Genomic DNA, 20,687 nt, shown 5'->3' with positions numbered 1-20,687 from the left:
GCCTCACTTCTTCTTGCCGAGGCCCGGTAAGCCACCCGGACCACCGAGGCCCGGAAGCTTCAGGCCACCAGGCAGGCCCGGCAAACCGCCGCCACCGAGGCCTGGTAGACCGCCGGGCATTCCGCCCGGAAGACCCTTGCCGAGGCCCGCGGCTTCCGCCTGTTTCTGCAAGGCTTCGATCTGCTTGGGGTCCATCTTGGAAAGATCGGGCATGCCACCCATCCCAGGCATCGTGCCGCCAAGGCCCATCTTGTTGGCCAGCCCGCCCATCAGGCCGCGCATCATGCCGCCGCCTTTGCCCTTGCCGCCCATCGCCTTCATCATGTCGGCCATGCCGCGATGCATCTTCAGGAGCTTGTTGATCTCGGCGGCATCGGTCCCGGAACCGGCAGCGATGCGCTTCTTGCGGCTGTGCTTGAGAAGGTCCGGGTTTGCCCGCTCGGCCTTGGTCATCGACGAGATGATGGCAAGCTGGCGGCCGAACATCTTGTCGTCGAGGCCGGCTGCCGCCATCTGGTCCTTCATCTTGCCCATGCCGGGCATCAGGCCCATGATGCCGCCCATGCCGCCCATTTTTTGCATCTGGCCGAGTTGATCGGCGAGGTCGTTCAGGTCGAACTTGCCGGACTGCATCTTCTTGGCCATCGCCGCGGCCTTTTCCGCGTCGATGGTTTCGGCAGCCTTCTCGACCAGCGAAACGATATCGCCCATGCCGAGGATACGGTCGGCGATACGCTTGGGGTGGAATTCCTCCAGCCCGTCCATCTTCTCGCCGGTGCCGATGAGCTTGATCGGCTTTCCGGTGACCGCGCGCATCGACAGCGCCGCGCCGCCGCGGCCGTCACCGTCCATACGGGTCAGCACCAGCCCGGTGATGCCGACGCGGTCGTCGAAATTCTTGGCGAGATTGACGGCATCCTGACCGGTCAGCGAGTCGGCCACCAGCAGGATTTCATGCGGGGTCGAAGCCTTCTTGATGTCGGCCATCTCGACCATCAAAGGCTCGTCGATATGCGTCCGACCGGCGGTGTCGAGGATGACCACGTCATGGCCGCCCAGCTTGGCCGCCTGAACGGCACGCTTGGCGATGTCGACCGGGGTCTGTCCGGCGATGATCGGCAGCGTCGCCACCTTGGTCTGCTCACCGAGCTGCCGCAGCTGCTCCTGCGCCGCCGGGCGGCGCGTGTCGAGCGAGGCCATGAGCACTTTCTTGCCCTGGCGCTCGGTCAGCCGCTTGGCGATCTTGGCGCTGGTCGTCGTTTTGCCGGAGCCCTGCAGACCGACCATCATGACGACGACCGGCGCCGGCGCATTGAGGTCGATGGCGACGCCTTCGGCACCCAGCATCTCGACCAGTTCGTCATGAACGATCTTCACGACCATCTGGCCGGGCTTGATCGCCTTCAGAACCGCCGCGCCGACCGCCTTCTCCCGCACCTTGTCGGTGAACGAACGCACGACTTCCAGTGCGACGTCGGCCTCGAGCAGCGCACGGCGCACTTCGCGCAGCGCGGCCGAGACATCAGCCTCCGACAGCGCGCCGCGGCCGGTAAGGCCGTTCAGAATTGAGCCAAGTCGCTCTTGCAGCGATTCGAACATGCTTCTTCCTTCGATCCCGGATGGTCAGACCCGAGAGGTAATACGTCCGCACCGATCATCCAAGCAAAGCCCAAAACCAAAAAGCACCCCGGGGGCGCACAGCGCTGCCGGGTGTTGGCCTCCGGGATCGCTCGGCAGCGCATCTTGACGCGCTTGCCTCGTCCCGGTCGGCTTTCGCGAAGACGATCGTCGCGGAAGTTGGCGGCCTTTGACAGGAAAAATGGCCGAGAGTCAAGGGAAATGGCTGAAATCGGCGTTTTCGGCCAGTCAACCGAGATCCGGCGCCACCCTGAGCGGCGAGCGCGGATGCAGCAGAAGCAGTGCCGTCAGCAGGCTGGATACGATGCCGATACCCGCGATCAGGACCGCATCGGTGCCAGCCCAGCCAGCGCCCTCCAGCGATCGTGCCTCGAACAGCGCAAAGCTGGAAAGACTGGCCTGGTGCGAAATCAGCAGGAAACCGAACAGGTTGTTGCCGAGATGGGCACCGAAGGCCGCGCCGAGATTCCCTGTCGAATGGACGAGCATCATCAGGACAGCCGCGAAGACACCGATGGAGATCAGTCCGGCAGCGTTCATCGCGGGCGCCGAGCCTCCACTCCAGTGCAGCGCCGTGAAGACCAGCGTTGGCAGCAGCGCCCACACCGCCGGGCTTCGGAAACGTCCGGCCAGCCCGCGCGGCAGGTAGCCGCGAAACAACAGCTCTTCCGCGGAGGTCTGCACGAAACCAAGCAGCGCGACAGGCACCAAAGCCAACAACCAGACACCAAGGCGGATCGAGCCACGCTGGATCACAGGATCGAGCAGAAACAGCAGCACTTCGGAAAAGACCGATGTGAGGATGACGGCAACAAAACCTTTGAGGAAACCGGATCGGGAAATCCTCTGGCTGTTGCCGAAAAGGGCCGAAAGCGGCTCGCGGTGGATCCATCGCATCGCCAGCCACGCACCAGCCCATATGCCGCTGAATGTGACCAGCGCTGTCAGCACACCGATGGGCGAGGTGAGGAAAGCCTCCATGCCATAGCCATCCGGCCGCAACGAGGCGGGCACCAGCGCAACGAAACCCCAGCCGGCCCGCACCGCCGCAAAAGTCGAAAGTGTCCAGACCAGCAAGATGATGATGGTGCCGAAGGTGAGACGCGGGAGCGTCATTTTGCCATTCGGGCTCGAACGGTAACGCTCGAAGGCTGTCGGCTCGGAGATCATGCGGGCTCTTCTCGAATGACCCGCCTGTAACATCGGGCACCGCCATGACTAGGCGATGCCCGGAAACCTCGCAATCACGTCGCAAGGATTAGGTTAAATTTGTCGGATCGCGCCGCCGACAGTCGTTATGATTACTCGCCGACATAGACGATATGCCTGGACGACGGGCTGACGATGACCGGCTCGCCATTCACATAGGCATATCGATAGTCATATCCGGGAACTTCACGCAGCATGACCGTATCGGGCAGTGTCGCGCCGGTCCGAACCTCATCCTGGATGTAGATCGGATCAACCGCGTTCGTCCTGACGTAGCTGCGCACTTCCATCGGCGGCACCGGCATATCCGCATCATCATCCTGGATGATCGATCCGGTCGACAGTTCATCGTCCATGACGGCGCCCGGCGTCTCGATCACGGTCACGCCTGAATCGACGGGCCGTTCTGTCAGCAGCACGCGCCTGCCGGAGAATTCGCTGGTGACATAGTCCGAATTGATCCAGGCACGGTTGTCGGCATTGCCGACGGCGCACCATTTCGAGCCTTGCAGGCAACCATCCAGCACCGCGGTCTGACCCTCAGCCAGGACACCCACCACGGGGTAACGTGAACCAGGCCCGGCGCGCATGTTGAGGTCTCTGTCGGCCGATACGAGCGTATCCGCCCATGCCGCGCCAGACATGGCAACGAGTGTTCCCGCGATCGCAGACAACAGCAATGTCCTCATTGTCTTGCTCCTCTGTCATCGTCCCTCGCACCGCCAACGCCTCCGGCATCCTGACGTTCCCGCTAAAGTTTCGATCGATGCTCACGCTTTGTTCCAGATTGTCGTTGCAGGTGAGCCGCAGGCGCCGCCAGATCGACGCCCGAATCGGCGAAATCGGCAAAAAACGCTTGATTGGAGCAGGGTTCTGGCCTTTAGCCGGAACACGGCGGGCGCCGGGGAAACGTCGGTGACAAGCTCGATGTTCGCTGGCAAATTCGCCTCGCGAGGTGATTCAGGCAACCAGGAGATGAGAATGGCATTGCGTGCCAAGGGAAAGGTTTTCGCAGCCGTGGCGGCGCTTTTGCTGCTGACCGGCGCCACCCAGGCGGCCGAATGCGGCAAGTCGGCCGCGGGGTTCGACCAGTGGAAGGCGGATTTCGCGCAGCAAGCGCAGGCTGAAGGCGTCAAGAGCCGCGGCCTTGCGGCGCTGGAAGGCGCGACATACGCCACGGCGACCATACGCGCCGACCGGGCGGTCAAGAAGGCTTTCAGCGGTTCGGTGGAAGATTTCATGAAGCGCAGGGGCGCCGCGACAATCATTTCGCGCGGCAAGTCCATGAAGAGGGCCAATGCGGCGCTCTTCAACCGGATCGAGAGCACCTATGGCGTAACGCCGGGCGTGCTGCTCGCCATCTGGGGCATGGAAACCGGTTTTGGCGCGGCCATGGGCAAACAGAACACCGTTTCCGCCATCGTGACCCTCGCCTATGACTGCCGCCGCCCCGAGTTCTTCTACCCGCACGCCATCGCCGCGCTCAAGCTCGTCGATCGCGGTGCGCTGACCGCCAGTTCGGTGGGCGCGATGCACGGAGAGATCGGCCACACCCAGTTCCTGCCAGGAAATGTCCTGAAATATGGCGTCGGCGGAGCAAACCTGCGCGACAAGGAAACCGCGCTTGCCTCGACCGCCAACTTCCTCAAGGGCCACGGCTGGCGGCCCGGTGTCGGCGCTGATGGCAATATGGGCGCAATTGCCGGCTGGAATTCGGCGAGCGTCTATCAGCAGGCAATCGCCCGCATCGCCACGGCCATCGACAACGATTGATGGGACCAGGTTCGAGCTCGGGCTCGAACTTTTCTTGCGAGGGTCGCCGGCGCGGCGATCCTCGCCTATTTCCCCTTTATGACCTTCCAGATCTCGGTGGATCGGTTCTCCTGAAGCCGATTGATATCGGACAAGGTAATGCGTCCACTGGCGACAGCCTTGGCGAGGCGCTGACAGAAAAGTCGAGGCGCGCGCTCCTTCGATACCCCCATGAAGGTCCTGATTTCCTCCTTTGCGGAGAGGGGAAAGGAAGGATAGTTTTTCATGCAGCGGGCGAAGCCGGTTTTGACGTCCGGCCTATCAGCCGCCTGGGTGGTTCGACTGCCGGAAAGCACGACGGTCGCAGCAAGTAATACGAAAAGACAATTCTTCATGGAAAGCCCCTCAGCCCGGTAGGTCGCAAACCTAGGCAAAGGTGACAAAACATCAAGCCGCAGAGGTGTAGTTGGTCCTCAATCAGTGATTGACCGATATGTCCTCTGCGATGCCGGACGACACGCTTTTACATGACCTCGACCTTGTAGGAGCAGCCGGCAAGTACCTTGCCTGGATGCGTCTCGACTGTTGAGACATTGAGGCTGATGCGGGTGGCAAAAGTGATGCCTTCGGATGTCTCGCTCCTCTCCGAGACGACCTTTTCGCCGAGGAATTTCTGCGGTGTGGAGATCATCGGCTCAATGCCGAGCTTCTTTGCCAGATCCGGCGCTGTGATGCCATCGAGCACGGCCATCGGGCCGCTCGATGTGAAGACCAGCGTTCTCGTTTCGCTGCCGAAGGCAACCAGCGGCTTTTCCAGCTCATACTGCGACAGGAAAGGATTGCCGCTGTCGACCTTGCGCCAGCCCAGCCTGTCGGCGGCGTCCGGCTCACCCGCCAACCAGAAAGCGAAACCATTATAGGTCGGCACGTCCGCCCGGCATTCGACCAGTGCAGGCAGATCAAGCGCAGCCGGGTCGAAATCCTGTGCGGCAGCCGGCAGAACCGCCGCCAGCGCAAGAAAGCCAGCGACGGAACAACGGGCCTTGTGCACGCTCAACCGCGCTTGTTGCGGGCCGCGAGCGTGCGCAGGCGCAGGGCGTTCAGCTTGATGAAGCCGGCCGCGTCCTTCTGGTCATAGGCGCCCTGGTCGTCCTCGAAGGTGACCAGCTTGTCGGAATAGAGCGACTTAGGCGATTCACGGCCGACAACCATGACGTTGCCCTTGTAGAGCTTCAGCGTCACTTCACCCTCGACGTCCTTCTGGCTGAGGTCGATCGCGGCCTGCAGCATCTGCCGCTCCGGCGAGAACCAGAAGCCGTAGTAGATCAGCTCCGCGTAGCGCGGCATCAACTCGTCCTTGAGGTGGGCTGCACCGCGGTCGAGCGTGATCGACTCGATGGCGCGATGCGCAGCGAGCAGGATCGTGCCCCCCGGCGTTTCGTACACACCGCGCGATTTCATGCCGACGAAGCGGTTCTCCACCAGGTCGAGGCGGCCGATGCCGTTGTCGCGGCCATAGTCGTTGAGCTTGGCAAGCAGCGTCGCCGGCGAAAGGCGTTCGCCATTGATCGAAACCGCGTCGCCCTTTTCGAAGCCGACCGTGATGACGGTTGCCTTGTCGGGAGCGGCTTCCGGTGAAATCGTGCGCATATGCACGTATTCGGGCGCCTCGACCGCCGGATCTTCCAGCACCTTGCCCTCGGAGGAGGAGTGCAGCAGGTTCGCATCGACCGAGAACGGCGCCTCGCCCTTCTTGTCCTTGGCGACCGGGATCTGGTGCTGCTCGGCGAACTCGAGCAGGTGCGTGCGGCTCTTGAATGACCAGTCCCGCCATGGCGCGATGATCTTGATGTCCGGGTTCAGCGCATAGGCCGACAGTTCGAAGCGAACCTGATCGTTGCCCTTGCCGGTCGCACCGTGCGCGATGGCGTCGGCGCCGGTCCTCTCGGCGATCTCGATCAGATGCTTGGAGATCAGCGGGCGGGCGATCGAAGTGCCGAGCAGATAGACCCCCTCGTAGACCGCGTTGGCGCGGAACATCGGGAAGACGAAATCACGCACGAATTCCTCGCGCACGTCCTCGATGAAGATCTCCTTGATGCCGAGCATCTCGGCCTTGCGGCGCGCCGGCTCCAGCTCTTCGCCCTGGCCAAGGTCGGCGGTGAAGGTGACAACCTCCGCACCAAGTTCGGTTTGCAGCCACTTCAGGATGATCGAGGTATCGAGGCCGCCCGAATAGGCGAGCACCACCTTCTTCACGTCTTTGAATTTGGACATCTTGGAGGGCAACCTTCCTGCATTTGGACAGAACCGCTTTTTCGGCGCCACTATTAGTGCGGTTCCGATCCTGGGGGAAGCGGCCAACCGCGCCAAATTGTTTGGCGGCAAGGATGTTGGACCGGACATCCGGCAGGACATTTGGCGTTCCTGATGGAAACACTTCCTTGACCCTACTCTTCGACCGAACGGGGAACTCGCCTCGAATACCGCTGGGTTAAACCCGCATTCACGATTCAACCGCTAGTCGGTCTCGGCTTTCTTGATTGTCCCGCTCCAAAGGTCCGCTGAATCTGATGCGCGTCATCTCCTGCATCGCCATGGAACACAATCTGTGGCTCGTCCTGCTCGCGGCATTCGTTTGCGTCACAGGCTGCTGGGTCACCTCCGGTCTTTTTCAACGCGTCAGAAAAACCGAAGGCGTGCAGGCGAAGGGCTGGCTGGTTCTGACCGCCGTAGCCGCCGGCTCGTCGATATGGTGCACGCATTTCGTCGCCATGCTGGCCTATGATCCAGGCGCGCCCATTTTCTTCGAGCCGCTCCTGACTATGGCGTCGCTGGTCATTGCCATCATCGGCACAGGTATCGGCTTTGCCTGGGCAACAAGCGGCCGCCGCTTGGCGGCAGTGGTCGGCGGCGCTGTTGTCGGCCTTTCGATCTCGGCCATGCATTATGCGGGGATGGCGGCCTATCACGTCGCCGGCATCGTCGAATGGGATGGCATCTATGTCGCAGCATCCGTGCTCATCGCGGTTGTCGCAGCGTCCCTGGCGCTGAGGCAGTGGGTCGATGGGCAGAGTGCCAAGGCATTCCTCATTGGTACCGCGATCCTGGTGCTTGCCATCGTCGGACTGCATTTCACCGGGATGGCCGCGGTCTCGGTGACGCCGATGTCCTTCGTCACAGGCGGTACCAACCCGAGCGTTCTCGAAGCCATGGCCGTCTCGGTAGCGATCGTCGGACTGCTGATCGCCGGCACCGGCGCCGTCAGCCATCTCATCGACGAGCGGACGCGTTTCGAGAACTACGAACGCCTGCAGCATCTTGCCCTCAACGATGCGCTGACCGGCCTGCCGAACCGTACGAGCTTCAACGACCGTCTGGCTCACGAGATCGAGCGGGCAGGCGAGGCCGAGGACGCGAGAGTCGCCGTGATCGGAATCGATCTCGATCGCTTCAAGGAGATCAACGACATGCGCGGACATGCGGCTGGCGACCAGGCGCTGAAGACCGTGGCGCGCCGCATGACCCGCCTGTTGAAGGATAGCGAGTTCGCGGCTCGCCTGGGCGGCGACGAGTTTGCAGCCATCAAGCGGTTTTCGGAACAGAGCGACCTGCTCGATTTTGTTGCCCGGCTTGAAAAGGCGCTGTTCCAGCCGCTGCGGTTCGACGATTTCGAGATCGTCACCGGAGCCAGCATCGGTGTCGCGGTCTATCCGCACGACGGCGAGGACTGCGAGCGCCTGGTGAGCAATGCCGACCTGGCCATGTACCGTGCCAAGGCGGATGTACAGCAAGTTGTCTGCTTCTATGAATCGGCCATGGACGAAGCGGCCCGCGACCGGCGGGCGCTCGCCAACGATCTGCGCCACGCGATCGAACGCGGCGAACTGGCCCTTCACTACCAGCTGCAGGCCTCCGTACTCACCGGCGAAGTGACCGGCTACGAGGCGCTCCTGCGCTGGCGTCACCCCGAGCGTGGCATGATCCCGCCATCCGAATTCATCCCGATCGCGGAGGAAAACGGTTCGATCCAGGCGATCGGCGAGTGGGTCCTGCGCACCGCATGCCGGCATGCGGCGGGTTGGCACAATGAGCACAAGGTTGCCGTCAACCTGTCGCCGAAACAGCTGTCGCACAACAACCTGCCAAAGCTGGTCCATGAGATCCTGCTGGAGACGGGCCTGCCGGCGCGCCGGCTGGAACTCGAGCTGACCGAGTCAGCGATCATCGCCGACAAGGCGCGAACCCTGCACGCACTGCGTCAGATCAAGGCGCTGGGTGTCACCATCGCGATCGACGACTTCGGCACCGGTTATTCCTCGCTCGACACGCTGCGTTCATTCCCCTTCGACAAGATCAAGCTCGATCGTTCCTTCATGGGCGATATCGAACAGAGTCCACAGGCCAAGGCCATCGTGCGTGCCGTACTGGCTTTGGGGCGCAGCTTGGAGATCCCGGTGCTTGCAGAAGGCGTCGAGACAAAAATCCAGCTTTCCATCCTGCAGAAGGAAGGCTGCAACGAGGCGCAGGGCTATCTGCTTGGCAGGCCCCAGCCACTGGGCAGGATCATCGAAGCCAAATTCGGCCCCTACATGCCCGAAGAGACTGCTGAAATCGCCGTCCCGACGCTCCCGGCGCTGAGACGCCTGGGTCGATAGAGACATTCAGCTGCCCCTGGAGCAGGGCGGGCTTATCGGCTATGGCTCGGCCTGCCTGCTGCGGGGAGCCTGCAATGTCGTTTGTTCCAGATACCACCACGCTGATCCAGTTCGCCATCGCCACCTTCATCCTGGCGATCACGCCCGGGCCCGACATGACGCTTTTCGTCAGCCGTACCCTAAGCCAGGGCCGCGCTGCCGGCTTCGCTTCGATGGCGGGGGCGCTGTGCGGCACCCTGATCCATACATCGCTGGTGGTGGTCGGCATTTCCGCGCTGATCGTCGCCTCGCCGATGGCGTTCTTCGTGCTGAAGATATTCGGCGCCGGCTACCTTGTCTTTCTCGCCTGGCAGGCCATCGCCAAGGGCTCGGCTTTTTCCCCGGAGAAGAAGAGCGGACCGAAAATCTCGCTGACCCGCGCCTGGGCGGCCGGACTGGGCGTCAACCTGCTCAATCCCAAGATCATCCTGTTCTTCATGACCTTCTTGCCGCAGTTCGTTTCCGCGCACGATCCTAACGCGCCGGGCAAGCTGTTCTTCCTCGGCGCCATGTTCGTGGTGCTGTCCATCCCGGTCACCGCGCCAATGGTGTTCGCTGCGGAAAAATTCTCGGCAGCGATGAAGGCGAGCCCACGCGTGACGCGAGCCGTGGATTATCTGTTCGCCGGCGTCTTCTCGGCCTTCGCGCTCAAGATCCTGACGGCCCAGGCGAAGTAGGCGGCCTGCTGTCCCGCCACCAGCTTCCGGCCCAACGGCCGGCGCAGAGCCAGTAGAAGATGCCGCCGACCATTCCTGCACCGACGATGCCCAGGATGACGCGCGTGTCCATGACCGCGAAATCCGGGTCGCCCGATCGCCAGGCAACGCCCAGGACTATGCCCGCGACCACGCCACCCCCCAGGGCATAGAACAGCCAGTCGCGCCGAGCCAGCAGCTCCGTCACCAGGATCAGCAGCGCGGAGGGCGCAAACGCGAAATAACCGACGAAGACAGCAAGAAGTGGAATGGTGACCACGAGCGGGCCGCTTGCCAACCAGCGGGTTTCCTCGGCACTGAAGCCGATCGCCCCCAGGAACAGCACATTGATGAAGGCACTCGCCGCCAAAACGGCGACCGCATACCCGAACAGGATGACAAGGCAGCGGATGAAATAGGCCGCGAAGCGGTTCATGCCGTCGTCCTGCCCCAGTTGCCAATTCGACGGACACACACAAGATGGAAAACGAAACCGCCGGCGAGGCCGCCAACGACGCATGGGATCAGCAGGCCCGGCGGCATGACGAACAGTCGGGTCCCGGTGAAGAAATTGAGCACAAGGATGGAGAAGACGCCGTTCAGCCCCCCTGCCAGCGTGTAGCTCAGTGGCTTGACCCAGCGAAGGATTGCCGCGGCGGATATGGCAATCAGGAAACCGGGCAATGCCGATTGCACGGTTATGATCAGGCCTACCAGGAAAGTTTCGGGCAGCTGGCGCAGGTTCTTCAGCAGGCCAGCCATGTTGGCGCCTTCCGCGACGAAACCAGCGGCGAAAAGCGCGATGACCGTGACGGCGGTCGCACCGACGACCGAGGCCAGATAGCCGAGAACGACGAGGCCGAAGCGACCAAGCCAGAGCACCAGAGCGGAACTCTGGCTGCTCACGCCTCGCCGTGTCCCGCTATCATCATCGCCTCAAGCGCCAGGCGCTCGGATTTCTTCAGCCGTTCCGATTCCGACTTCAGCTGGCCGCAGGCCGCGAGAATATCACGGCCGCGCGGCGTACGGATCGGCGAGGCATAGCCTGCATTGTTGATGAAGTCGGCGAACTTCTCGATCGTCTCCCAGTCCGAGCACTGGTAGTTGGTGCCGGGCCACGGGTTGAACGGAATCAGGTTGATCTTGGCCGGAATGCCTTTCAGCAGTTGCACCAGCGCCTTGGCATCTTCCAGGCTGTCGTTGACATCCTTCAGCATCACATATTCGAAGGTGATGCGGCGCGCGTTGGAAAGGCCGGGATATTTTCGGCAGGCGTCGATCAGATCCTTCAGCGGATACTTCTTGTTGATGGGCACCAGAAGATCACGCAGGTCGTCATTCGACGCGTGCAGCGAGATCGCCAGCATCACGCCGATCTCCTCGCCGGTCCGGAAGATTTCGGGCACGACGCCCGAGGTGGAAAGCGTGATACGACGCTTTGACAAGGCCAGCCCGTCGCCATCGGAAGCAATCAGCAGCGCCTGCTTGACCGCCTCGAAATTATAAAGCGGCTCGCCCATGCCCATCATGACGATGTTGGAAACCTTGCGGCCTTCGGCCGGCACGATCGCGCCAGCCGGCGTGTCCCGGTCCGGGAAATCGCCCAGCCGGTCCCGCGCGGTCAGCAGCTGCGCCAGGATCTCTTCCGCCGTCAGGTTGCGCACCAGCTTCTGCGTGCCGGTGTGGCAGAACGAACAGGTCAGCGTACAGCCGACCTGGAAGAGATGCACAGCGTGCCGCGCCCCTCCTCAGGGATATAGACCGTCTCGATCTCCACCGGCCTGCCGGCTCCGCGCGCAGGGAAGCGGAACAGCCACTTGCGCGTGCCGTCCTCGGAGATCTGTTCCTCGACGATTTCCGGACGGGCAATGGCAAAATGCTGGTCGAGCGCGGTGCGCAGATCCTTCGAGATGTTGAACATCTGCGAGAATTCGGAAACGCCGCGCACATAGAGCCAGTGCCAGAGCTGCTGCACCCGCATCCTGGCCTGTCTTTCCGGCACGATGCCGGCAGCAACGAGCGCCTCGGCCATTTCGGCGCGGCTGAGACCGACAAGCGAGGCCTTCTGTGGTGCGGCAGCGCGTGACGCAAGCGCGGCGCGTGTGTTGCTGTCGGTGATGTCGAGCGAAATGGTCATGGCAGATCTGGCTTGAACAGAAACAATCCTGGCTAGATAGGGTTCAGCCGGCACATATCACAGCTGTGGCGTGACGTCACGATGGCGCGTCCTTACCGCCGGAGAGGATCGAGAAAGAGGCGGTATCGCTGCTCCAGCTTGCCGGTGCGCGGATGTGGAAGCGCCTCTCCATGCGGTTGCCAACCTCCGCGTTGGTAGAATTGAACCGCACGCTGGTTGTCGACATAGACCGAGAGCCTGGCCACTGCAAAGCCTCGTTCGAGCAAGGCATCCTGCGTGGCCACCAGCGCCACGGCGCCGTAGCTCCTGCCCCATGAAGGCGGCTCGACACCGAGGTAGTGCAGTTCAGCCATGTCTTCGTCCCCGGGAACGGGTGCCACCGCCGTGAAGGCGACCGGCCGGCCGCCGTCGGCGTCCTCGAAAACCATCAGCAGGAATGAACGCTCCGAGATTTCCAGCACGCGCTTGATGATAGGGCGCGACAATTCGAGCGACGGCACGTCCTTGTCATTGTCGCGCCGGCTGGTCGCCTCGGCCCAGATCCGCGCTGCCGCATCGAGATGTTCACCTGCCTCGTCGACAACGATGCGCATCATCGGGAAGTTTCTCGCGTTTGAAAACAGAAAGGGCCGGATATCGACCCGGCCCGCTGTCGAAATGTCGGGGTATCAGGTCCCTATTTGCACGTCGCGATCGATTGCAGCGCTGCAGAAATGCCTTTCAGCGAGAAGACGTAGGATGTCGGATTGCCGCGACCGGACTTGGCGGTGACCTTCATATCCTTGCCGGTCTTCATCGCCGCGATCAGCACCGGCTCCTCGGCGGCGTTTTCGACCCAGGCCGATTTGCCGCGTGTGAACATCGAGAAAGACTTGTTGTCGATGGTGACAGTGGCCTTCGAGTTCTTCTGGAACTCGTAGCCCGCAATGAACTGCGGCTCGTAGGAGACCTGCTGGCCCGGGCGCTGGCTGACAAAAAAGAACATGTCGCCATGGTCTAGCGTCGGCGGCTGCTTGTCGGTCGGAACGGTCAACACGTAGCACACCTTGCCGGTCTGCGCCTTGTAGCTGTAGGTGCCCCAGGCGTTGTGCTGGCCGATCTTGGTCGCCTGCTGTGCCAGCGCCGGCGAGGCAACGGCAAGCAAGACCAGACTGGTGGCTGTGAGGATCAATCCGCGCATCTTATTCCCTGTATTCCATACGGTGCGGCGCCAGGCGGACCCCCGCCCGCCGGTTCGCTTTAGTTTGATTTAATCTGGGTTACCAAAGGGTGAACTTTCCATCGAAAAGAGCATGACCTTCGGAAACCGCCGCCAATTCCATGCCGTAGCCAACCCTTCAGGCGACGACACGGTGTCCCGGCGTCGACTTGGAGAGCAGGAAAACGGCAAGAATTTGACTGGATTAGCCCGACGGGGACCGCATTGACCACACCATGCGGTGACGCCGCGTCAGTCCTGTTCGGCGATTGCCTTGCGCGCCGCGAGTTTGTGAGCGGGCGTAATATGGGCGCGTACGGCGGTGATCGCCGCCGTCAGCACCGCAACGTCGTCAGTGAAGCCGATGCCCGCGACGATATCGGGGATGGCATCCACCGGCAGCACGAAATAGGCCAGCGCGCCGAGCAGGATCGCCTTGACCTTGTACGGCGTTTCCTTGTCCAGGGCGCAATAGTAGGCCGCTACGACGTCTTCCATGAATGGAACCTGGCGCGCCGCCTTCTTGGCGGTGCGCCAGAACTTCGCGCGCACGTTGTCCTCGCCTATGACCTTGCCATCGGGCCCGAGGAACTCGTAGTTGCTGCCTTGCACCATGGTGGTTTCCCTCGTGAAGCAGCAGATGCTGCCTCGCTTCGCCACGAAATGTGGTGACCTCTGCGATCCATCGCAAGATGCAACCGGCTCAGCTGCCCGCGAAGCGGTCCATCTTCTTGGCCAGTTCGAAGTCGAGCGCCGTCAGTCCGCCGACATCGTGTGTGTTCAACGTGACATCAACGGTCTTGTAGACATTCGACCAGTCGGGATGATGATCCAGTTTTTCCGCTGCCAGCGCCGATCGGGTCATGAAGGCGAAGGCTTCTGAAAAATTCTTGAATTCGAACCTGCGACGGATCGACTTCCCATCGGCGGCAAGGGTCCAGCTCTCGAGCCCGGCCAGAAGCGCCGCTACGGCCTGTCCGTCCAATTTCTCTCTCGCCATGGCTTGCTTCCGTGCTTTCCCGGTTAAGCATGTCGTGCAACAGTGCAAACGATCTTGCGATGACGACATGCGCAAAAAACCCGATGCGCGACATGCATCAGAATTGACAGAGGATACCGTAGCGTCGGATGCGCGTGGAACCCCCAAAATCGATCCTTTTCGTCTGCCTCGGCAACATCTGCCGCTCACCGCTCGCGGAAGGCGTCTTCAGGGATGTCCTGACCACGCGTGAGCTAGGACATCGCTTTCTCCTGGATTCGGCCGGCACGGGCGGGTGGCACGCCGGCTCAGCACCCGATCCGCGCTCGGTCGAAATCGCCGCCCGTCATGGCATTGATATCTCCAGCCAGAAGGCACGCAAGGTCGCTCTCGACGATTTTTCGCGCTTCGATCTGATCTTCGGCATGGACCGGTCGAACGTCGCCGATCTCAAGGCGATGGCACCGCACGACGCACGCGAACGCATCCATCTGTTCCTGGAATACGCCGGTGATCGCGGCCGCGAAGTGCCGGATCCCTATTATGGTGGACCGGAAGGTTTTGCCTCGGTCTACCGCATGATCCGCGACGCGTCGGAGGCCATCGCCACTCGGTTGGACGGGCGCGTGGCGGCATCCGACAGCGGCCATGCCTCCTCGACGATGTAGGGGCCGCCACCAACGGAATCGCGTGAGGACATCAGCACGAAGCGGCCGACCCTGAACGGCAGGGCCGCGAAATTGCCGCGTGCGGAGAGATAACCGGCGACCTCCAGCGGGCTGGAATTGCGTAGCCTTGCCAGTGTCACATGTGGCGTGAACTTGCGCGGATCGGTGGGTACGCCAAGGCGTTTGCAGACACGGTCGATATCGGCCTGCAGCATGTTGAGATCGGGGGACGGAATGACGCCTGCCCATACAGCATGCGGCTTTTTCTGGCCGAAAGCGCCAACACCACAGAGGGTCAGCGAGAAGGACGGGCGTTCGATGCGGTCGAGCGCATTGGCGACTTCATCGGCGACATGACCTTCGACATCACCGATGAAGCGCAACGTCAGATGGTAGTTTTCGACATCGATCCATCGGGCGCCGGGCAAGCCGCCCCTGAGCAGGGAGAGCGAAAGCGCCGCATCACGCGGAATTTCGAGGGCCGTGAAAAGACGTGGCATGGCAAGCCTCCTGTCCTCGAATCGAACTCTCGAATCACAGCGAATCACTGAAAAGCGGCGGGAGCAAGGGGTTTATTTTCCGGACACACTGACGCAGCCCATCGATCGGGCAGCCGGCTCAGGACTTCGCGGGCAACGCCTTGATCGCTTTTTCGACATCCGGAAGGATTCGCTCGACGATCACGTCGATGCCCTTTGCATTGGGATGCATCTTGTCTTCCAGCTGCAAGGCAGGGTTGCCGGCGACTCCGTCCAGGAAGAACGGGTAGAACGGCACCTCGTATTTTTTCGCCAGCCGCGGATAGAGCGTGCCGAAGGCCTCGCCATAGGCGTGGCCGAGATTGGGGGCAGCCACCATGCCGGCGAGCAGGACTGGAATTTTGCGCTCCTTCAGCCGTGCCAGCATTTTGTCCAGATTGTCCTCGACCATCTGCGGATCGATGCCGCGCAGCATGTCGTTTGCGCCGAGTTCGAGGATAACCAGGCTCGTGCCGTCAGGAACCGACCAGTCGAGCCGGGCCAGACCGCCGCTCGAGGTATCACCCGAAACGCCGGCGTTGGCGACGGCGACGTCATAACCCTTGGCGCGCAATGCCACCTGCAGCCGGTCGGTGAAGCCTTCGCCGGGGGCCAGGCCGAAGCCCGCGGTAAGGCTGTCACCGAATCCGACGATCTGGACTTGTTCGGCCCGAACGGGTGAAGTCTGTCCGAATGCAAGGAAAAGCGCGACAAAAGCAGCCAGATGTTTGAAAGCCATGCGGCAGAACCCATATCACCGGGGCAACTCCGCCCACGTTCCCTCCATATAGGACAGTTTTGCTTTGACTGAAGCCGCTATTCAGCTGAAGGACGTTTCCCTGACCCTCGGCGAGGGTGCTTCCTCGGTGAACGTGCTCAAGGGCATCAGTCTCGATGTCGCAGCGGGCGAAACCACCGGCATCGTCGGGCCATCCGGTTCCGGCAAGTCCACGCTGCTGATGGTTCTGGCCGGACTGGAACGTGTTGACGCAGGCGAGGTGCGCATCGCCGGCCAGGTGCTGAATGGAAAGAGCGAAGACCAGATCGCGGCGTTTCGAGGTCGCAATGTCGGCATCGTCTTCCAGTCCTTCCACCTCATCCCCAACATGACCGCGCTTGAAAACGTTGCCGTTCCACTCGAGCTGGCGGGCGCGGCCGATCCTTTTGGGGTTGCCGCGCGGGAACTGGCAGCTGTGGGCCTTGCCGACCGTGTCACCCATTACCCGGGCGAGCTTTCGGGCGGCGAACAGCAACGTGTTGCGATCGCGCGGGCACTGGCCCCCTCGCCGCGCATCCTGATCTGCGATGAACCCACCGGCAATCTCGATCAGGCCACCGGCAAGCAGGTGGCCGATCTGCTTTTCGCCAAGGCTGCCGAGCGCGCCATGACGCTGGTTCTGGTCACCCACGACCCTTCCCTGGCGGCTCGTTGCTCCCGGCAGGTGGCGATGCGCTCCGGCCGCATCGAGATTGACGCCGCTCCAGCCAAGATCGTGGCCTGAGAACTGACGGATGCCAGGCAACGCAGCGACCCAGACGATTTCACCGGCCCGAACCCTGGCCCTGGCCATTCGGTTTTCACTGCGCGAGATGCGTGGCGGCCTGTCCGGCTTTCTCATCTTCCTCGCTTGCATTGCGCTCGGCGTTGCGGCTATCGGCGGGGTCAATTCGGTGGCGCGTTCCATTTCGGATGGCGTCGCGACCCAGGGCCAGGCGCTTCTCGGGGGCGACATCCGCTTCCAGTTGAACCAGCGCGAAGCAAGCCCGGCGGAACGGGCGTTTCTTGATGGACTTGGCGCGGTGTCGGAAAGCTCCGGCATGCGTTCGATGGCACGCCTGCCGGACGGCTCCGACCAGGCACTGGTCGAGGCCAAGGCGGTTGACGACGCCTATCCGCTCTATGGTGCGCTGCAGACCGAACCGCCCCTCGCGCACGCGGCGCTGCTTGGACAGTCTGGCGATGTCTTCGGAGCCGCGGCACCTGACCTGCTGTTTGAACGGCTTCATCTGAAGCTCGGCGACCGCGTCAAACTTGGCAACGCCACGTTCGAATTGCGCGCCAGGCTGATCGGCGAGCCGGACGCCGTCTCCGATGGTTTCGGCTTCGCGCCACGCCTGCTCATCTCCCGCGACGGCCTCCAGGCCTCTGGTCTGGTTCAGCCGGGCAGCCTGGTTGAAAACGCCTACAAGGTGCGCCTGCCCGGGAGTGCCGGCGAAGCCGACATCGAAACCGTTCGCCGGCAGGCGACCGAGCGATTCCCCGAAGCGGGCTGGTCCATCCGCAACCGCACCAATGCGGCACCTGCTCTGTCATCCAACATCGAGCGTTTCTCACAGTTCCTGACCTTGGTTGGCCTGACGGCGCTTGTGGTCGGCGGCGTTGGCGTCGCCAACGCCGTGCGCGCCTATCTCGACGGCAAGCGTGCGGTGATTGCCACCTTCAAGAGCCTGGGTGCTTCCGGCGGCTTCGTCTTCTTCGTCTACCTGGTTCAGATCCTGATGATTTCAGGGCTTGGCATCGTTGCCGGCCTGCTGCTCGGGGCAGCGATGCCCTTTGCCGCGAGCACGGCACTGCAGTCCGTCATTCCGGTGCCTGCGGAAGGTGGTTTTTATCCCGGTTCGCTCGCCCTTGCGGCACTGTTCGGTCTGATGGTGACGCTTGTCTTCGCACTGCTGCCGCTCGGCCGTGCCCGTGACGTGCCAGCAACAGCCCTGTTTCGGGAAATGGGCTTCGAAAGCCGCGGCCTGCCGAGGCTGCCCTACGTCGTGATAGCGCTTGCCATTGCAATCGCATTGGCAACCCTGGCGATCTTCATGGCCAATGATCGCCGCATTGCCGCTATCTTCGTGGGCGCGACGGTATTTTCCTTCCTCGTGCTGCGCGTTGTGAGCACACTCGTCCAGTTCATCGCCAGGAAGAGCCCACGTGTGCGTTCGACGGCGCTGCGGCTTGCGGTCGGCAACATCCATCGGCCGGGCGCGTTGACGCCTTCGGTCGTTCTGTCGCTGGGCCTGGGACTGACCCTCCTGGTGACGCTGGCGCTGATCGACGGCAATCTGCGGCGCCAGATCGGCGGCAACCTGCCCGAGCGCGCGCCCAATTTCTTCTTCGTCGATATCCAGGCAGCCGATGTCGATGCCTTCGCCGCCCTGGTCGGCAAGGAAGCTCCTTCCGGTACGCTGGCCAGGGTGCCGATGTTGCGGGGCCGGCTCATGGCGTTGAACGGTGTCCCCGTCGACAAGGTCAAGGTGCCACCCGAAGCGGCCTGGGTTCTGAGGGGTGACCGAGGCGTCACCTATGCTCCTGCCAAGCCCGAGAACGCCACGCTGATCGAAGGTAGTTGGTGGCCGGCCGATTATCGGGGCGAACCGCTGGTTTCCTTCTCGGCCGACGAGGCCAAGGCGCTTGGACTGAAGCTCGACGACACGGTGACTGTCAATGTGCTCGGCCGCAACATCACGGCCAGGATTTCCAGCTTCCGCCGCGTGCAATGGGAAAGCATGGGCATCAATTTTGTCATGGTGTTCTCGCCCAACACCTTCGCCGGCGCGCCGCATTCCTGGCTGGCCACGCTGTCTGACAAATCGGCAACCGTTACCGATGACGCTCGCCTGCTCAATGCCGTGACCCGCGCCTATCCGACGGTGACGACCGTCCGGGTCAAGGACGCGCTCGACGTCGTCAATCAGCTGGTCGGCCAGATCGGAACCGCGATCCGCGCCGCGGCTGGCGTGGCGCTCATCGCCTCCGTGCTCGTGCTGGCGGGTGCGCTGGCTGCCGGCAACCGGGCGCGCGTGCATGACGCGGTGGTGCTAAAGACCCTGGGCGCGACACGGCGTACGCTGATCGCTGCCTTTTCGCTTGAATACATGCTGATCGGACTTGCCACCGCCATCTTCGCCCTTTTTGCCGGTGGCATCGCGGCCTGGTTCGTCATCTCGAATGTCATGACGCTACCGTGGACTTTCCTGCCCGAAGTAGCGATCGGCACGATCGTGCTCTCGCTGGTCGTCACCGTCGGCATCGGCCTCATCGGCACGTGGCGAATTCTCGGACAGAAGGCAGCTCCCGTATTGCGCAGCCTTTGACGCAAGGGGCCGCCAGCTGGGCGCTTTTGATTAATTTTCGGTAAGAAATGGCCTGTTTTGGTTAAAAACGGCGCGTCCTGGCCGCTCACGAAGCGTTGCAGGCCGTTACGGTCTTGTTCTTGCCGGCAATAACCCTCATATTTCGAGCAGGCATGCTGGAGCCCCGCCAGCGGCGCCTGGGTTTCGTTCGAGGAACCGGACACCCGACGGGGCAGAGCAACAGAGGAATCCATGTCTGACTTCCGCAACTATCAAACGCGTAGCGTGCCGGCTGGAACCCGTGCCGACGCCGGCATCGACGAAGGCCTGCGCGCTTATATGCTCAAGGTTTACAACCTTATGGGCCTTGGCCTGCTGATCACCGGCCTTGCCGCCGTTGGCACCGTGATGCTGGCCACCACGAGCGACCCTGCCTCGGCCGTCGCAACGCTGCCGAGCGGTGACATGCTGACTTCGTTCGGTTACGCCATCTTCGCTTCGCCGCTGCGCTGGGTCGTCATCCTCGCTCCGCTTGCCGCAGTGTTCTTCCTGTCGTTCCGCGTGCAGTCGATGAGCGTTTCGGCCGCGCAGACCACCTTCTGGATCTATGCCGGCCTGGTCGGTCTGTCGCTGTCGTCGATCTTCCTCGTCTACACGACGGCGTCGATCGCTCAGACCTTCTTTGCCACCGCGGCCGCCTTCGGTGCGCTGTCGCTCTACGGCTACACCACCAAGCGTGACCTGACCGCGATGGGCTCGTTCCTGATCATGGGCGTGTTCGGTCTGATCATCGCCTCCGTGATCAACATCTTCCTGCAATCCTCCGCGCTGTCCTTCGCCGTCTCGGCGATCGGCGTGCTGGTGTTCGCCGGCCTCACCGCCTACGATACCCAGAAGATCAAGGAAATGTATTACGAGAACGACGACACCCTCGTCGCTGGCCGCAAGGCCATCATGGGTGCTTTGCAGCTCTATCTCGACTTCATCAACATGTTCATGTTCCTGCTGCAGTTCATGGGTGATCGTCGCTAACCGACGCGCTGGACCAGCGAAATCGAAGGGGCGGCCCAACGGCCGCCCTTTTCTTTTGAACGCGGATTTGCTGTTATTGAAGGCAGTAGATACGAG

The 20,687-nt window shown here is 62.3% G+C and carries 21 protein-coding genes and 1 pseudogene; 7 read left to right on the top strand and 15 right to left on the bottom strand.

What is annotated here, in order from left to right; translation table 11 throughout:
- Positions 1–3: 3 nt before the first annotated feature.
- From ffh to ACFJIU_RS27505, 3 genes are all read right to left on the bottom strand, one after another.
- Positions 4–1,599, bottom strand: coding sequence for a signal recognition particle protein (ffh, locus tag ACFJIU_RS27515; protein WP_379065327.1), 1,596 nt, complete (start codon positions 1,597–1,599; stop codon positions 4–6).
- A gap of 267 nt (positions 1,600–1,866) precedes the next feature.
- Positions 1,867–2,808 carry a CPBP family intramembrane glutamic endopeptidase gene (locus ACFJIU_RS27510; RefSeq protein WP_379065325.1) on the bottom strand — a complete coding sequence of 314 codons (942 nt, stop codon included), beginning with the start codon at positions 2,806–2,808 and terminating at the stop codon, positions 1,867–1,869.
- 131 nt (positions 2,809–2,939) lie between these two features.
- The gene (locus tag ACFJIU_RS27505; RefSeq protein WP_379065323.1) at positions 2,940–3,536 is read right to left on the bottom strand and encodes a DUF1236 domain-containing protein; all 597 of its coding nucleotides are present in this window, start codon (positions 3,534–3,536) and stop codon (positions 2,940–2,942) included.
- A 292-nt stretch (positions 3,537–3,828) separates the two neighbouring features.
- Here ACFJIU_RS27505 and ACFJIU_RS27500 point away from each other — a divergent pair, with 292 nt between their 5' ends.
- On the top strand, positions 3,829–4,620 hold the full coding sequence (locus tag ACFJIU_RS27500) for a lytic transglycosylase domain-containing protein (RefSeq protein WP_379065322.1): 792 nt from the start codon (positions 3,829–3,831) through the stop codon (positions 4,618–4,620).
- A 65-nt stretch (positions 4,621–4,685) separates the two neighbouring features.
- Here ACFJIU_RS27500 and ACFJIU_RS27495 read toward each other — a convergent pair whose 3' ends face one another.
- The 3 genes from ACFJIU_RS27495 to ACFJIU_RS27485 form a co-directional block, all read right to left on the bottom strand.
- Complete coding sequence (locus tag ACFJIU_RS27495; protein WP_379065320.1) at positions 4,686–4,994, bottom strand: hypothetical protein; 309 nt, start codon at positions 4,992–4,994, stop codon at positions 4,686–4,688.
- Between the two features lie 128 nt (positions 4,995–5,122).
- The gene (locus tag ACFJIU_RS27490) at positions 5,123–5,650 is read right to left on the bottom strand and encodes a hypothetical protein (protein WP_379065318.1); all 528 of its coding nucleotides are present in this window, start codon (positions 5,648–5,650) and stop codon (positions 5,123–5,125) included.
- Positions 5,651–5,652: 2 nt separating this feature from the next.
- The gene (locus tag ACFJIU_RS27485) at positions 5,653–6,876 is read right to left on the bottom strand and encodes an argininosuccinate synthase (RefSeq protein ID WP_379065316.1); all 1,224 of its coding nucleotides are present in this window, start codon (positions 6,874–6,876) and stop codon (positions 5,653–5,655) included.
- A gap of 296 nt (positions 6,877–7,172) precedes the next feature.
- On the opposite strand from ACFJIU_RS27485, the gene ACFJIU_RS27480 reads away from it, so the two are divergent.
- Positions 7,173–9,257, top strand: coding sequence for a putative bifunctional diguanylate cyclase/phosphodiesterase (locus tag ACFJIU_RS27480; protein ID WP_379073243.1), 2,085 nt, complete (start codon positions 7,173–7,175; stop codon positions 9,255–9,257).
- Positions 9,258–9,331: 74 nt separating this feature from the next.
- Positions 9,332–9,973 (top strand): LysE family translocator, encoded by a 642-nt coding sequence (locus tag ACFJIU_RS27475; protein WP_379065314.1) that lies wholly within the window; start codon positions 9,332–9,334, stop codon positions 9,971–9,973.
- Here ACFJIU_RS27475 and ACFJIU_RS27470 read toward each other — a convergent pair.
- From ACFJIU_RS27470 to ACFJIU_RS27440, 7 genes and pseudogenes are all read right to left on the bottom strand, one after another.
- Positions 9,945–10,427, bottom strand: coding sequence for a hypothetical protein (locus tag ACFJIU_RS27470; RefSeq protein ID WP_379065312.1), 483 nt, complete (start codon positions 10,425–10,427; stop codon positions 9,945–9,947). The genes ACFJIU_RS27475 and ACFJIU_RS27470 overlap by 29 nt on opposite strands.
- The gene (locus ACFJIU_RS27465; protein WP_379065310.1) at positions 10,424–10,897 is read right to left on the bottom strand and encodes a hypothetical protein; all 474 of its coding nucleotides are present in this window, start codon (positions 10,895–10,897) and stop codon (positions 10,424–10,426) included. The genes ACFJIU_RS27470 and ACFJIU_RS27465 overlap by 4 nt, the downstream gene beginning before the upstream one ends.
- Positions 10,894–12,128, bottom strand: a pseudogene (rlmN, locus tag ACFJIU_RS27460) (23S rRNA (adenine(2503)-C(2))-methyltransferase RlmN). Before rlmN ends, ACFJIU_RS27465 begins: the two are co-directional and overlap by 4 nt.
- A gap of 92 nt (positions 12,129–12,220) precedes the next feature.
- Positions 12,221–12,724, bottom strand: a complete 504-nt coding sequence (locus tag ACFJIU_RS27455) for a GNAT family N-acetyltransferase (protein WP_379065308.1) — start codon at positions 12,722–12,724, stop codon at positions 12,221–12,223.
- An 80-nt stretch (positions 12,725–12,804) separates the two neighbouring features.
- Positions 12,805–13,308, bottom strand: coding sequence for an invasion associated locus B family protein (locus ACFJIU_RS27450; RefSeq protein WP_379065306.1), 504 nt, complete (start codon positions 13,306–13,308; stop codon positions 12,805–12,807).
- A gap of 270 nt (positions 13,309–13,578) precedes the next feature.
- Positions 13,579–13,941 (bottom strand): YkvA family protein, encoded by a 363-nt coding sequence (locus ACFJIU_RS27445; protein ID WP_379065304.1) that lies wholly within the window; start codon positions 13,939–13,941, stop codon positions 13,579–13,581.
- 88 nt (positions 13,942–14,029) lie between these two features.
- A complete protein-coding gene (locus tag ACFJIU_RS27440) occupies positions 14,030–14,326 on the bottom strand; it encodes a 4a-hydroxytetrahydrobiopterin dehydratase (protein ID WP_379065302.1) in 297 nt (98 codons plus the stop codon).
- Positions 14,327–14,454: 128 nt separating this feature from the next.
- Between ACFJIU_RS27440 and ACFJIU_RS27435 the strand changes: the two genes are divergently transcribed.
- Complete coding sequence (locus ACFJIU_RS27435; protein ID WP_379065300.1) at positions 14,455–14,973, top strand: low molecular weight protein-tyrosine-phosphatase; 519 nt, start codon at positions 14,455–14,457, stop codon at positions 14,971–14,973.
- On the opposite strand, the gene thpR is transcribed toward ACFJIU_RS27435, so the two are convergent.
- Positions 14,877–15,473: an RNA 2',3'-cyclic phosphodiesterase gene (thpR, locus tag ACFJIU_RS27430; RefSeq protein ID WP_379065298.1), complete on the bottom strand. Its 597-nt coding sequence runs from the start codon at positions 15,471–15,473 to the stop codon at positions 14,877–14,879. The genes ACFJIU_RS27435 and thpR overlap by 97 nt on opposite strands.
- Before the next feature lie 118 nt (positions 15,474–15,591).
- Complete coding sequence (locus tag ACFJIU_RS27425) at positions 15,592–16,230, bottom strand: arylesterase (protein WP_379065296.1); 639 nt, start codon at positions 16,228–16,230, stop codon at positions 15,592–15,594.
- Positions 16,231–16,294: 64 nt separating this feature from the next.
- On the opposite strand from ACFJIU_RS27425, the gene ACFJIU_RS27420 reads away from it, so the two are divergent.
- The 3 genes from ACFJIU_RS27420 (at position 16,295) to ACFJIU_RS27410 (ending at position 20,591) form a co-directional block, all read left to right on the top strand.
- Positions 16,295–16,993: an ABC transporter ATP-binding protein gene (locus ACFJIU_RS27420; RefSeq protein ID WP_379065294.1), complete on the top strand. Its 699-nt coding sequence runs from the start codon at positions 16,295–16,297 to the stop codon at positions 16,991–16,993.
- Positions 16,994–17,030: 37 nt separating this feature from the next.
- Entirely contained in the window at positions 17,031–19,580 is a 2,550-nt protein-coding gene (locus ACFJIU_RS27415) for an ABC transporter permease (protein ID WP_379073242.1), read from the top strand.
- Between the two features lie 231 nt (positions 19,581–19,811).
- Positions 19,812–20,591, top strand: coding sequence for a Bax inhibitor-1/YccA family protein (locus ACFJIU_RS27410; protein ID WP_129412460.1), 780 nt, complete (start codon positions 19,812–19,814; stop codon positions 20,589–20,591).
- Positions 20,592–20,687: the final 96 nt, after the last annotated feature.

Source organism: Mesorhizobium sp. UC74_2 (assembly GCF_042701485.1).
Classification (GTDB): domain Bacteria; phylum Pseudomonadota; class Alphaproteobacteria; order Rhizobiales; family Rhizobiaceae; genus Mesorhizobium.
This window is presented reverse-complemented; position numbering and strand designations above follow the sequence as displayed.

What these genes read in the sequence shown, in the direction of transcription:
- ACFJIU_RS27445 (WP_379065304.1), bottom strand. Translation starts at nt 13,941, where the DNA reads ATGGTGCAAGGCAGCAACTACGAGTTCCTCGGGCCCGATGGCAAGGTC.
- ACFJIU_RS27510 (WP_379065325.1), bottom strand. Translation starts at nt 2,808, where the DNA reads ATGATCTCCGAGCCGACAGCCTTCGAGCGTTACCGTTCGAGCCCGAAT.
- ACFJIU_RS27480 (WP_379073243.1), top strand. Translation starts at nt 7,173, where the DNA reads ATGCGCGTCATCTCCTGCATCGCCATGGAACACAATCTGTGGCTCGTC.
- ACFJIU_RS27440 (WP_379065302.1), bottom strand. Translation starts at nt 14,326, where the DNA reads ATGGCGAGAGAGAAATTGGACGGACAGGCCGTAGCGGCGCTTCTGGCC.
- ACFJIU_RS27475 (WP_379065314.1), top strand. Translation starts at nt 9,332, where the DNA reads ATGTCGTTTGTTCCAGATACCACCACGCTGATCCAGTTCGCCATCGCC.
- ACFJIU_RS27485 (WP_379065316.1), bottom strand. Translation starts at nt 6,876, where the DNA reads ATGTCCAAATTCAAAGACGTGAAGAAGGTGGTGCTCGCCTATTCGGGC.
- ACFJIU_RS27410 (WP_129412460.1), top strand. Translation starts at nt 19,812, where the DNA reads ATGTCTGACTTCCGCAACTATCAAACGCGTAGCGTGCCGGCTGGAACC.
- ACFJIU_RS27435 (WP_379065300.1), top strand. Translation starts at nt 14,455, where the DNA reads ATGCGCGTGGAACCCCCAAAATCGATCCTTTTCGTCTGCCTCGGCAAC.
- ACFJIU_RS27425 (WP_379065296.1), bottom strand. Translation starts at nt 16,230, where the DNA reads ATGGCTTTCAAACATCTGGCTGCTTTTGTCGCGCTTTTCCTTGCATTC.
- ACFJIU_RS27455 (WP_379065308.1), bottom strand. Translation starts at nt 12,724, where the DNA reads ATGATGCGCATCGTTGTCGACGAGGCAGGTGAACATCTCGATGCGGCA.
- ACFJIU_RS27495 (WP_379065320.1), bottom strand. Translation starts at nt 4,994, where the DNA reads ATGAAGAATTGTCTTTTCGTATTACTTGCTGCGACCGTCGTGCTTTCC.
- ACFJIU_RS27450 (WP_379065306.1), bottom strand. Translation starts at nt 13,308, where the DNA reads ATGCGCGGATTGATCCTCACAGCCACCAGTCTGGTCTTGCTTGCCGTT.
- ACFJIU_RS27470 (WP_379065312.1), bottom strand. Translation starts at nt 10,427, where the DNA reads ATGAACCGCTTCGCGGCCTATTTCATCCGCTGCCTTGTCATCCTGTTC.
- ACFJIU_RS27505 (WP_379065323.1), bottom strand. Translation starts at nt 3,536, where the DNA reads ATGAGGACATTGCTGTTGTCTGCGATCGCGGGAACACTCGTTGCCATG.
- ACFJIU_RS27500 (WP_379065322.1), top strand. Translation starts at nt 3,829, where the DNA reads ATGGCATTGCGTGCCAAGGGAAAGGTTTTCGCAGCCGTGGCGGCGCTT.
- thpR (WP_379065298.1), bottom strand. Translation starts at nt 15,473, where the DNA reads ATGCCACGTCTTTTCACGGCCCTCGAAATTCCGCGTGATGCGGCGCTT.
- ffh (WP_379065327.1), bottom strand. Translation starts at nt 1,599, where the DNA reads ATGTTCGAATCGCTGCAAGAGCGACTTGGCTCAATTCTGAACGGCCTT.